General features: G+C 42.6%; 12 protein-coding genes and 2 pseudogenes. 6 read left to right on the top strand and 8 right to left on the bottom strand.

Features of this window, described 5'->3' with window-relative positions; translation table 11 throughout:
* The 4 genes and pseudogenes from NT178_14645 to NT178_14630 all read left to right on the top strand — a co-directional run.
* On the top strand, positions 1-672 hold a 672-nt coding region (locus NT178_14645; GenBank protein ID MCX5813765.1), incomplete at its 5' end, for a substrate-binding domain-containing protein.
* A gap of 77 nt (positions 673-749) precedes the next feature.
* Positions 750-1207 (top strand): annotated as a pseudogene (locus NT178_14640) (HD domain-containing protein).
* 237 nt (positions 1208-1444) lie between these two features.
* Complete coding sequence (locus NT178_14635) at positions 1445-3082, top strand: diguanylate cyclase (protein ID MCX5813764.1); 1638 nt, start codon at positions 1445-1447, stop codon at positions 3080-3082.
* 47 nt (positions 3083-3129) lie between these two features.
* On the top strand, positions 3130-4446 hold the full coding sequence (locus NT178_14630; GenBank protein ID MCX5813763.1) for a replication-associated recombination protein A: 1317 nt from the start codon (positions 3130-3132) through the stop codon (positions 4444-4446).
* An 18-nt stretch (positions 4447-4464) separates the two neighbouring features.
* Here the strand turns inward: NT178_14630 and NT178_14625 are convergent, their stop codons facing one another.
* A complete protein-coding gene (locus tag NT178_14625; GenBank protein ID MCX5813762.1) occupies positions 4465-5061 on the bottom strand; it encodes a thermonuclease family protein in 597 nt (198 codons plus the stop codon).
* A 220-nt stretch (positions 5062-5281) separates the two neighbouring features.
* Here NT178_14625 and NT178_14620 point away from each other — a divergent pair, with 220 nt between their 5' ends.
* Both NT178_14620 and NT178_14615 read left to right on the top strand, forming a co-directional pair.
* Positions 5282-6664: a UTP--glucose-1-phosphate uridylyltransferase gene (locus NT178_14620; protein ID MCX5813761.1), complete on the top strand. Its 1383-nt coding sequence runs from the start codon at positions 5282-5284 to the stop codon at positions 6662-6664.
* Between the two features lie 64 nt (positions 6665-6728).
* A complete protein-coding gene (locus NT178_14615; GenBank protein MCX5813760.1) occupies positions 6729-7214 on the top strand; it encodes a hypothetical protein in 486 nt (161 codons plus the stop codon).
* Between the two features lie 35 nt (positions 7215-7249).
* Here NT178_14615 and pyk read toward each other — a convergent pair whose 3' ends face one another.
* The 7 genes and pseudogenes from pyk to NT178_14580 form a co-directional block, all read right to left on the bottom strand.
* On the bottom strand, positions 7250-8683 hold the full coding sequence (pyk, locus tag NT178_14610) for a pyruvate kinase (GenBank protein MCX5813759.1): 1434 nt from the start codon (positions 8681-8683) through the stop codon (positions 7250-7252).
* 31 nt (positions 8684-8714) lie between these two features.
* Positions 8715-8939, bottom strand: coding sequence for a type II toxin-antitoxin system Phd/YefM family antitoxin (locus NT178_14605; protein ID MCX5813758.1), 225 nt, complete (start codon positions 8937-8939; stop codon positions 8715-8717).
* A 4-nt stretch (positions 8940-8943) separates the two neighbouring features.
* On the bottom strand, positions 8944-9333 hold the full coding sequence (locus tag NT178_14600; protein ID MCX5813757.1) for a type II toxin-antitoxin system VapC family toxin: 390 nt from the start codon (positions 9331-9333) through the stop codon (positions 8944-8946).
* A gap of 113 nt (positions 9334-9446) precedes the next feature.
* The gene (locus NT178_14595; protein MCX5813756.1) at positions 9447-9827 is read right to left on the bottom strand and encodes a hypothetical protein; all 381 of its coding nucleotides are present in this window, start codon (positions 9825-9827) and stop codon (positions 9447-9449) included.
* Between the two features lie 31 nt (positions 9828-9858).
* Positions 9859-10632 (bottom strand): class I SAM-dependent methyltransferase, encoded by a 774-nt coding sequence (locus tag NT178_14590; protein MCX5813755.1) that lies wholly within the window; start codon positions 10630-10632, stop codon positions 9859-9861.
* A 62-nt stretch (positions 10633-10694) separates the two neighbouring features.
* The gene (locus NT178_14585) at positions 10695-11114 is read right to left on the bottom strand and encodes a VOC family protein (GenBank protein MCX5813754.1); all 420 of its coding nucleotides are present in this window, start codon (positions 11112-11114) and stop codon (positions 10695-10697) included.
* 130 nt (positions 11115-11244) lie between these two features.
* Positions 11245-11393 (bottom strand): annotated as a pseudogene (locus tag NT178_14580) (tyrosine-type recombinase/integrase).
* Between the last annotated feature and the right edge of the window lie 786 nt (positions 11394-12179).

Here is a 12179-nt window from a genome sequence, read left to right as displayed (position 1 = left end):
ATGACTGATAATTTTTTAAAAAGTTATAAATTAAACAACCTGCATGTTGGAATAGCAGGAACATTGATGCTGTATCTTATGGGTATGATAGATAGATTCAAGGAGCTTTATCCGGCTGTCCAGGTAACTGTACGGGAGGGGCCTTCGAGAAAACTTGCGGAAGAGTTGCTCGACTTCAGGCATGACATATGTATTGTAGGCCCATTATCCAATCTCAACGAAAGATTAAATGTTTTTCGTATTCCCCCAAAGGTCGAAAAGTTGGTTTTTGTGGCAAGCCCCGAGTACCGGATGGAAATTGAACTACCGATAACATGGAAAGACCTGGCCCGTTATCCACTCATTATTCAGCCTGAAGGATCTGTGGCATATGAATTAATATTTAATAATTTTATTTCAAGGGGTTTAAAACCTCAAATCGGTGCTGAAGTTGACAACATTGAGTTCGCAAAGACACTGGCGAAACAGAAAAAGGGGATAGCACTAATGTTTCAACCGAATATAAGAGAAGAACTCGCCAACGGCACTCTTACAATTATCCCTGTCGAGGATGGTGAGATTTGGCTTGGAATTGATGTTCTTACAAACAAAGAAGCTTCCTCATCTCCAATTATAGAGGCTTTTTTTACTATCATAAAAGAACATTTTCATCACGTATTGTCTCAAGGTTGATGCTTATCTTTAACTGATTTTAATACGAATTGCGGATGCTGATTGACAATACGATGTTGGTTGCTATAATTGAGATAGAAATGCATCTTCTTCCGGACACAATTGAAGGCATCCGTATGGCATGTTCCATACACGACATCGGAAAGATTTCAGGCCCTGCAGAAATCTTAAGCAAAACCACAAGGCTCAGTGATATTGAATTCAGTCTTATAAAAACCCATTCTGAGTGCGGCTATAATATACTGAAAGATGTGGAATCTCCCTGGCCTCTTGCCGACATAGTTATCCAGCACCATGAGAGAATGGATGGCTCAGGATATCCGGGAGGGCTGAAAGGAGATGGGATACTTATCGAGGCGCGCATCATTGCCTTAGCCGATGTGGTAGAAGCCATATCATCGCACCGTACAGACCGGCAAAAGGCGTTGACGCAGCCTTAGAGGAAATCGAAAGGAATGCAGGCACACTTTACGACAGGGAAGTGGCGGAAGCATGTATGAGATTGTTCAGAGAGAAGGGGTTTAAGTTCGAGTGAAAAGTAATAAAGACAGCGAATAGTCGTTAGTGAATAGCAAAAACAGGAAGATGAATAGTGGAAGATAAGATAAAGAATTTTAAGGATTTAAGAAAGCTGAAGGCATGGATATTCTGGCTGATATTAACGAACTTAATAAAATGATTGCCGGATTAATATAAATGTCTTTAACTATTCACTAACGACTATTCACTGCAGTTAAGATACGAGGAATGGATATTTGCGGAGGAAGGTTAGATGGAATTGAACTTAGAAAACAATATTGGCAAAAAGAGGCTCAAACTCTATATTCTTCTCGGGGCCATTATATGGACATGTATTATCGTTGTCTCTCTGATGTGGAATATCCAACAGTCAAAAATACAAACCATTACGAAAGCTGATGTCATGGCCCGCCTCTCTTTTGATAAAGACGCCTCTTTCCGAATATGGGCTACCTTCCATGGAGGGGTATACGTGCCTATAACCGAAGAGACAAAACCTAATACATACCTTAATATTCCTGATCGTGATATTGAAACCAAAAACAACAAATCGCTCACGCTAATGAATCCCGCTTACATAATGCGTCAATACTACGAAATGTTTGAAAAAAAAGATGGGGTGAAAGGACATATCACAAGCCTCAAACCGCTACGTCCTGAAAATATCCCCGATCCATGGGAAGAGAAATCCCTCAAAACCTTTGAACAAGGTATAAAAGAAGCCACGACAATTCAAACGATTGGCAATACCGAGTATGTGAGGCTCATGAAACCATTCATCGTAACCAAAGGATGTCTTAAATGTCACAGCGCACAAGGATATAGCGAAGGCGACATCCGGGGAGGCATCAGCACTTCAGTCCCGATGGCGCCCCTACGTTCGCTTGAACGTGACCGGATTATTACATTCATAAGAATTCACTCGTTCTTCTGGCTTATCGGCATAAGTGGGATTGCCATTTTTGGAAAACAGATTATAAAGAAAGAAAATAAACGCTACGAGGCAGAAGAAAAAATTATTTATGAACGTAACCGTTTTCAAACATTCTTGGAGAGATCGCCATTCGGTATTATGCTTATTGGTGATAACAATCTAATTTTATATGTCAATCCAAAGTTTACAGAAATCTTCGGATATATGTATGATGACATTCCTGATGGAAAAACATGGTTTAAGAAGGCGTTCCCTGATGATGAATACAGACAGAACGTAATCTCTACATGGAAAGATGATCTGAAGGCTGCCAGAATTGGCGAGAAAAGGCTCCGAACCTTTATTGCTACATGTAAAGACAGAACAGAAAAGGTTATAGATTTTATTACTGTACAGCTCGAATCAGGAGAACATTTAATGACACTCGAGGACAGGACAGAACTACATCGATACCAGGAAAATCTCGCATATTCCGCTATCCACGATGCCCTTACAAGTCTTTTAAACAGACGTTCATTAGAGGAAATTCTTGATCGTTCTATCGCTAAGGCAAAAAGGAAGATCACAAGTTCTCTCCTATATATGGACCTTGACAATTTCAAGGACGTAAACGATACGGTTGGCCACAGCGCCGGTGATGATGCGCTGATAATCCTTACCGGCATCCTCAAAGAAGCGCTGAGGACCGAAGACATCGTGTTTCGAGTAGGTGGTGATGAATTCGCCGTCCTCCTTGAGGGGATAGGTATAGAAGAAGCTCTCCCGGCAGCAGAACGTCTGCGTGCCTCTGTTGAGATGCATATCTTTAAATTTGACGGTCATGTTTTTCCCTTAAGCTTGAGCATAGGCCTCATCGAGATTGATGGGGCATTGACGATCAGCGAACTCCTCTCCAGAGCGGATGCTGCCATGTACCGGGCAAAAAAGGAGGGGAAAAACAGGATTGTGCAGGCATAGGGGGGCCGAAGAATATTACGGGAAAAACCAGGGTGAATATATAAGCTATGGAATTATTTAAAGACACTGACCTTTATGAAATAAATTCTCGAAAACCTCTTGCCGACAGGATGAGGCCTAAGAGCCTTAATGATTTTGTCGGTCAGGGGCATATTCTCGGCGAAGGGAAGCTCCTTAAAATTCTCCTTGAAAAAAAGGATGTACCCTCTCTTATTCTATGGGGACCAAGCGGAGTCGGAAAAACTACAATAGGGTGGATTATCGGTAAAGAATTGAATCTTCCCTTCATATCATTGAGTGCGGTGAATATCGGTATAAAAGAGGTCAAAGAAGCTATACAAAAATCAAAATTACGTAAGATCATACTTTTTATTGATGAGTTCCACAGGTTCAATAAACTCCAGCAGGACACATTCCTCCCGCACGTTGAAAACGGCGACATAATCCTCATTGGCGCAACAACGGAAAACCCTTCTTTTGAGATCATCTCCCCGCTGCTTTCACGAATGAAGGTGCTGACGTTAAACCCGCTTACTGTTGACGAAATGGTGGTGATCATAAAAAGGGTCTTGAAGGAAGACATTGAATTAAAGACATCATCCCTGCACATTGACGAACATACAATGGAAGAACTTGCAGGCCTTGCCAACGGTGATGCGAGAAAGGCGCTAAATCTCCTGGAAGTGTGCTACAAAATGGTTAAAAAGTCGGGGGAAGGTGAATTGGTTATCAATCAGGATGTGCTGAAAGAGGCATATCAGAGGAATATCGCCGTATATGATAAAAAAGGCGAGATGCATTACGATCTCATCAGCGCCTTTCATAAGAGCATGAGGGGCTCAGACCCGGATGCAGCACTGTACTGGCTTGCACGTATGATCGAAGGCGGCGAAGAACCGTTATACATATTGAGGCGAATGGTACGGTTTGCATCGGAAGATATAGGTAATGCCGATCCTTATGCCTTAACACTTACAATTTCGGCAACAGAGGCGTTCAAGTTTATCGGTCCACCGGAAGGCTACCTTGCCATTGCACAGGCCTGTATATACCTTTCTTTGTGCGAGAAGAGCAATGCAGTCTACATTGCATACAACAGCGTAAGCAAGGACGCAAGAAGCCTGCCTGAGTATCCTGTCCCCATGCACATAAGAAATGCACCCACAAAACTTATGGGAGATCTGGGATACAGCGATGGCTATCTCTACCCCCATAATTTTGATGATGCAATAGTCAAACAATCGTACTTCCCCGATGAAATGAAAAGCAAGAGATATTACCATCCGACAGGCAGGGGTTTCGAAAAAAAACTGAAAGAATTTATGGAAAAGGTAAAACTGGTTTATAGCGAAAGAAAAAGGTAGATAGTAAAACGTAAGCCATTACTCCCATAATCCCCTTTTATGTATCTTTGCTTCTGCATATGCCTTCAGAAGTCTTTCCTTATATTTTACATTTGGAGAAGCATTAATAACATTTGCATATCCTGCCCTTACTATTTCTTCATTTAACATTTTCCCGTCAGACAAAAAGATATACCCCAGGAGTTCACCGTGCACATCCCTGGTCTCAATATCGAGCTCTATGGTTACAATATCTCCTTTTTTCAGAAGGTTTTTTATAAACTTTCCAGCGTCAATCCCTATGGAAATAATAGTCACCAAATTTTCTTTGCTTGCTATAGCCTCGCTTTTCGCCTTCCTGCTGAGTTTGTTTTCAGGCGCATCTATGCCAATAAGCCTTACAAATTCAGTCTTGCCAAGATAGTTAACCTTAATGGTGTCACCATCCACTACACGAATAAAACCGGCAGCATTTCGCACCTGGAGGACAGTATCCTGCGGCTGAAAAATATCCCCTGCCTGGATTGAATTATCCTGTGCCTTGACAACAGTATCTTCAGCCTGAAGAGACAAATTCAGTAAGACAATAATAGCAAAAACAACAATGAAGTATTCAATTGATAACACCCGTTTCATTTACGTTCACCTTAACCTGTTTTTCTCTCATGCCCTGTATAAGCTCCCACAATACCCCGAACATGGTTATATCAAATTCGACAACATTTAACAAAACAATTTAATGCGGTACAGAGATAAATACTGTAGAGAATTTACCTGCTGAGATAAAAATTAAGAGCTATTAAATTTATCTTTTGAGTATGCTGCTGTTTTCTGTATAATATTGTTAAGCTCAAACATGACAGATAAAGCATTTCTTGATATTTTAAGGAGATATGAACAACATCATATACTGGGTCACTATCATTCTCTGCCTGCTGATAAACAAAACCAGTTCCTGAAACACCACGAAAAATTGGATATCAATCTTATATTTTCCTTACATAAGACTTTTTCATATAAGCAAAACCCTGCACATCGCATAGAAAACATCAAGCCTGCTGATATTATTACAATTCCACAAACATTTGAAGAAAAAGCCCTTTACGAAAAAGCACGCGCATCAGGAGAATCGCTAATCCGGGGACATAAGGTCGCTAACCTGATCGTTGCAGGGGGTCAGGGATCACGGCTTGGTTTTGAAGGACCAAAAGGTACGTTCCCTGCCACACCGATAAAGAAAAAAACATTATTTCAACTTTTCGCTGAATCAGTAAAAGCCATTAACAAAAAATATAACACTTCCATGCCGCTTTTGATTATGACAAGCCATGAAAATCATGAGGAAACAATAGACTATTTCGAGTCTAACAATTATTTCGGCCTCAAAAAAGACACTGTCCGATTTTTTATGCAAGGCATGATCCCGAGCATTACACCTGAAGGGGATTTGATTCTCAGAGATGAAACTTATCTGTTTACAAATCCTGACGGACATGGCGGTTCTCTTAAAGCACTACACGATTCGGGGCTGCTTTATGAATTGATAGAAAAAGGATTCACAGAGCTTTTTTACTGTCAGGTGGATAATCCTCTTGTGAAAATTGCAGACCCGGTTTTTATGGGCTACCACGCAATGTCAAAAGCACAGGCGTCGACAAAGGTTGTCAGACGAACCAACATTGACGAAAAGGTTGGTATTTATCTATCCGTAAACAATAAGGATGCGATTGCCGAGTACAGTGACCTGCCAGCTGAATTTATGGCCGCCCTCGATGAACATGGAAATATACGCTATTGGGCAGGCAACACAGCAATCCATGCATTTTCGCTCGCATTTATTAAACAAATAAACCGGCATGGCTATTCAGTCCCTTATCACCGTGCACACAAAACAGTTGAGGTTAAAGATAAAAACGGTTCAACAAAACTTACGGATGCCTGGAAATTTGAAACATTTGTGTTTGATGCAATCCCCCTTGCTGACAAAACATGCTGCATGGAAGTAATCCGCGAAGAAGAGTTTTCCCCCATAAAAAACAAGGATGGGGTTGATTCTCCTGACACAGCGCGCACGGCTATGAGCAATCTGCACAGGAGCCGGCTTGAAGCTGCGGGGGTTAAAATGCCGCCTGAAACTCGGGTGGAGATAAGCCCTCTTTTCGCCCTGGACAAGGAAGAACTTGCAGAAAAGATGAAAGGAAAAGAATTACAAATAAATGGAGATATATATCTTGGTTAACTATCCTTCCGCAGGCATAAGGGGCGCCTGCTCCAAAGACTAAAAACATCAAGTGAGGTGATATATGGATATCAAAGTTTCCGGAGATTTAAATGGGATTTTAGAGTTGTTAAAATTAATGGTTGAGAACGAACTGGCAATCGGCGAACTGTACAAAGCTTGCGGTGAAAAATGGAAAGATGATGAAGGATTCTGGATGGGCATTTATGAAGAAGAGCATAAGCATGCACAATACATCAACATGATTATTGAGATCATATCAACCAAGCCGGAACGCTTCGAAAAGAGTCGTCCATTTAATATCTTTGCAACTAAAACAGTTATTTCGGGGGTGCAGGATAAGATACAGAAAATAAAAAAAGGTGAGATTCATCAAAACAACGCATTGTTTATAGCGCGTGACATTGAACAGGCGATTCTTGAAGATAAGTACAGCGAGATCGTCAAAACAGATGATGTGGAATTTAAAAGCTTAATGCAGGAAATCGTCAACGATACCGGTGCTCACAAAACCAGGATGAACCAAAAAATAGCAGCAATAAAAAAATGACAAACTCGCAAAAAAGACAACATCTTACAGGTTTATCATTCTGATCCCCCAACCACATGCATCTTCATAAAATTCGTCTTGCCGGCGGAGATTGACGGTGGATGACTTGCTACGATGATTATCCTGTCCCCCTTTTTTGCATATCCCGATTTTACTAATATTGCATCCACTTCATTGATCATTTCATCCGTACTTTCCATATGCTTTACGCAATGCGGACTTACCCCCCAGTATAGAGCCATTTGCCTGACAACCTGCTCTTCAGGTGAAAAGGCAATTATAGAAGCACGGGGCTTAAATTTTGATATCAGGCGTGCAGTGAATCCCGATCGTGTAAAGGCCACAATCCAACCGGCGCCCACATCCTCTGCTACGTGTGACACAGCATGAGCAACCGCTTCAGGGAACTCATAAAGACCGCTATGAATAAATGTGGATGCATGGGCTTCGGTCAGGTCTACTTCGGCATTCTCGGTATATACAATGATTCTGTTCATAACCTTGAGTGCCTCGATGGGATATTTTCCTGCCGATGTCTCACCGGACAGCATCAAGGCATCTGTCCCGTCTATGACGGCGTTCGCTACATCTGTCGTTTCAGCCCTTGTCGGTCTCGAATGTTGAGTCATGGATTCAAGCATCTGCGTGGCAGTTATTACGAGTCGTCCAGTTTTATTGGCCTTCTCTATGAGCATCTTCTGATACATAGGGACTTCTTCTAAGGGCATCTCAACGCCTAAGTCTCCTCTGGCAACCATTATACCGTCCACTTCGTTCAGAATGCTGTCAATGTTGTGTATTGCCTCTTCTTTCTCGATTTTCGCTATAATGGGTATACAGGCGCCCTTTTTTGAAAGCCACTTCTTTACTGTCGTAACATCACTTGCGGTTCTCACGAATGATAAAGCCACAAAATCAACACCCTTTTGGATGCCGAATTCAAGGTCCTTTTTATCCTTTTCCATAAACGATCCGGGTTTTATTTTCATATGGGGAAGATTAACCCCTTTGTGCTCTTTCAGTACCCCGCCTTCAATGACTTCCGCTGTTAAAAAATCCTTTTCTTTTTTCAATACCTGGAGCTTCATAAGACCGTCGTCAAGAAGTATCGTGTCCCCTGGCCTGGCATCGTTTACCAGCCACGGATAAGAGACAAATATGCGCTTTTCATCGCCTGTGTCTTCGCCTGTCATAATGGATACACAATCCCCTTTATTCAGGTGCGCTTTTCCGCCTTTCAGCCCCCCTACCCTTATCTTGATGCCCTGCAAATCCTGAAGAATGGCAACATTCTTTTTAAGTTTTTGTGAGATTTTTCTTATTTTATCAATGATATCGCCGTGAAAGGCATGATCGCCATGTGAAAAGTTCAGCCTCGCCACATCCATACCGTTTTCAATCAGCGCCTCTAATTGTTTCTCGCTGCTCGTCACCGGCCCAATGGTGCATACTATTTTAGCTTTTCTCATATGTACCCCCTTTTACCGTTCCCGGTTTGGGTTATGCCCTCTCTCTTGATTCACAGATTGCTTCCAGTATCTCTTGTCTACTGATACTCTTATTCAAGCCTGGTACGTCAAATGGAGAGCGGCGAGGGCGGGTAGACTGGGGAACAATGGCGTACATATCACCCCTGCGACGCTTTATAACGACTTCTTCAGTTTTGGATTCTTCGAGGAGACTCGATAGTTTTTCTCTGGCATCAGAATATGTATAAACTTTCATGAGATTACGTCACCACCTTTATTGACAGACTTTTCGCCACTTCGCACATGCGGTTATCAAGGCTGATGAGGGGCAACTTCGTCTCAAGACAACACTGCATGTAGAAGGCGTCGTACGCATAGATATTGAATTTAATAGCTACTTTCAAAGCATCATATATCTTTATGGGAACAAGCCTCACCGGGATTCTTTGTGAGATATTAAAGGCCTTAAGAGCTTCTCGATCCGTTAAGCGTCCTTTTTTCTTCATGGCTGTCAGTGCATTTGCAATTTCGTAGTGAAGGATCTCGGGCGAAATAAGGGCCAAACCGGATGTTTTCTCAATAACCCATTTACGGTCAACCTCATCAAGGACAACAGCTAGAAATGCGCTTGCATCAGATACTATTTCCATATTTTAAGTTGTACAACTCATTTGGCGAGTTGTCAATCTATTTTTGTCATAACATAAAAATCAGCCCGAGGCCGACTTTATGGCCGATTGGCTGCATGGCATAGTCAAGTGGTTCATATCCGAATCAACGGATAGGCATAGAGACAGAATCCCAGCAAAAACAGTATGGTCATCGCTATGGATAAGGGACGCCTGAAGCTGAAAAACACGAGCTGCTCGATTACCCGTGCCAACCAGAATAGTGCGATGAATAATAGCAGTGCCCGGCCCATGTTGGATGTACCCAGTTCTGACGTGTGAAATAGTGAAATGTACCCGAATAACAGGAAGCAAAACATCAGACACAGATTCAGCACTTGCATGACAGCGCCGTTGATGCGTGTCAACTTGGGTAATTCATTCTTCCACTTGAAGAGTTTCCAGAACATAGCATGAAAAACCAGAAATCCCATGTTGTAGAACCCGCCGATCTTGATCACGGTGTAAGTATCCATATCTATAATCCTCCTTCATATAACACAGAGATCAGCCAGAGCCGGATTTTTCTGCGATTGGCTGCATTGGTTCGTTGGATGTTTTTCTTCCTCCAAACAGAGCCAACTCAAAAACCTTGAAAAAACAATCCACATCCTGGAAGCCTATATCGCGAAGCCATTGGCATTGTGTTTCAACCGGGGCAAGAATGTTTTCCGTCTTGTCGGGCCGCTGATAGTAGGCTTCTTCGATCTCCTGCCTTGTTTTATCCAGAACCGTGTCTTTATGGAAACGTAAAAGGTGGTCAACGAAGAAGCTGTCAAAAAGTGCACTTACTGAAAGTGTTGCTGAACTGACGTGTTCGAGGTTTAAGAAAACACCGCCCTTACTCAGAAGCCCGTAAATTTCGGCATATAGCTCTTTCTTCCGATCATCTGGTTGGTGGTGTATGGCAAAACCAGATACAATGACATCGAAAGGCTTTTCGGCCTCAAAACTTTTTGTCCAGGTAGGGGTTGCGAAATCTGCCTTGATGAAGGTTGCCTGTTGATTGCCAACGATCTGTCTCCGTAACGCTTCCAGCATAGGTTCCGAGAAATCAGTAAAAATCATACGTGCTGTGGGGTGCGCATCGAGTAGCATACGACCGAGCGCACCATCCCCACACCCAAGGTCCAAAATCTTGGATGGCAGAGTACACCACTCGCTTACAATCTTTTCGAGTACTTCCAACTGGAAGTTTGCCGCCGGAATAGCCCCTCGAACTCCCTCTAAAAAGGTCTGCGAAAGCTCCTTGGTTTGCCATTTGCTGTATTGCTCATTCATTCCTATTCCTCATCCAACAAAGGCATCAGCCGCCGAGGTACGAGGTCGGCTGCATGCCATGGTTATGCCTTTTCGTCATCTTTTGGTCCAGGCCAGAAATGGGGATTCCACGCCACTTCCCAAAGATGTCCGTCGGGATCGGCAAAGTATCCTGAGTAACCACCCCAAAACACGTCTTGAGCCGGCTTAACAAGCTTTCCACCAGAACGAACAGCTTGATTGAGAACCTCAACTACCTCTTCTTTGGTCGACACTACATGGGCAAGTGTGATCCCCCGGAAACCTGCCCCATTTCCTAGAACGGTAGCGTCTTCAGCAAGCAAATCCCATGGATACAAAGACAACCATGATCCGTTTAGCATGAAAAAACCCGCACCTCCCTCAAAAGGCATGCGGGGAAGGCCCAGCCCTTTTTCGTAAAACGCAATCGCCCTTTCCATATCTGAAACACCGAGCGTAATCATATTAATGCGTGGTTTCATTTCTCATTCCTTTCGGGCATAACAATTAAGTATACATCTCTACTGCAACATATCCCAATATTTCTTCACTGACGCCGCATATCCCCCTCAATTGTCGAGATATACGGCAAACCCTAAATCGGCCCCCTCTCTATCCATCCAGGGGGCTTTTTACACTGAGCCCAGACTTGTTCAGGACGTGGGTATAGATCATCGTAGTTGACACGTCCTTGTGTCCTAAAATTTCTTGGATTGTACTTATATATACTGGTTTGCTTTTAATAGGTGAGCTGCAAAGGAACGATGAGAAATCTTTAATGATCCCCGTTATACCCACCCTTTTCTTTCTATTTTCCTGCTATTTCAATAACATGTCAAGAAAATTATCAAGCATTATAAATTTTCAATTTGTTCATGAAAAGAAACCTCGAACATTGATCAAATTTTTGTTTGTTTCAATATTCCACCCTCCCAACAAACATTTGTAGACACAGTGTCTACAAACATTATAAATCCCGTAAAACCTATATGGAGGCTGTTCTACACAATTCAGCTTTTTGAGAGAAAACAAGGAGGGTCAAATCTTTATTCTTGACATTGGGGGTTTTATAAACAAGAAGAAAAAGATTTAAAGCGTTATCTCTCGCAGAGTACGCAGAGAAAGGCAAACATATCTGTGAGCAGTATCGTGAGACGGACTGATCCTGCTCACACACTACGCCCATCCGGTGCAGGAAGCTGGTACCATTTTACCCGCAGGGTGTGCGGGTTGCCGGAATGAATTATTCTCTCAATTCCGGCAAAAGCTATTTTAACTCTGCGATCTCTGCGTACTCGAACGACCGTAAGGGAGAGGGCGTTAGGAAAAAGATTTAAAAGCGTTATCTCTCGCAGAGTACGCAGAGAAAGGCGAGATATGCTTGTGGCCATAATTGCGAGAAAGCTCAATTCTGTCCACATTTCATGCCCTTGTCAGGGCAGAAAGAAATTCTACCCGCAGGGCGTGTGAGATAAGACCTGAAACCATTACCAAGAAAATCCGTGCAACAGTTGCACGGATTTTCTTAAATCTCTGCAAAGTCAATA

Source organism: Pseudomonadota bacterium (assembly GCA_026388255.1).
In the GTDB taxonomy this organism is placed as follows: Bacteria; Desulfobacterota; Syntrophorhabdia; order Syntrophorhabdales; family Syntrophorhabdaceae; genus JAPLKB01.
The sequence above is the reverse complement of the archived record's forward strand: the minus strand, read 5'-3'. Positions and strand labels throughout refer to the sequence as shown.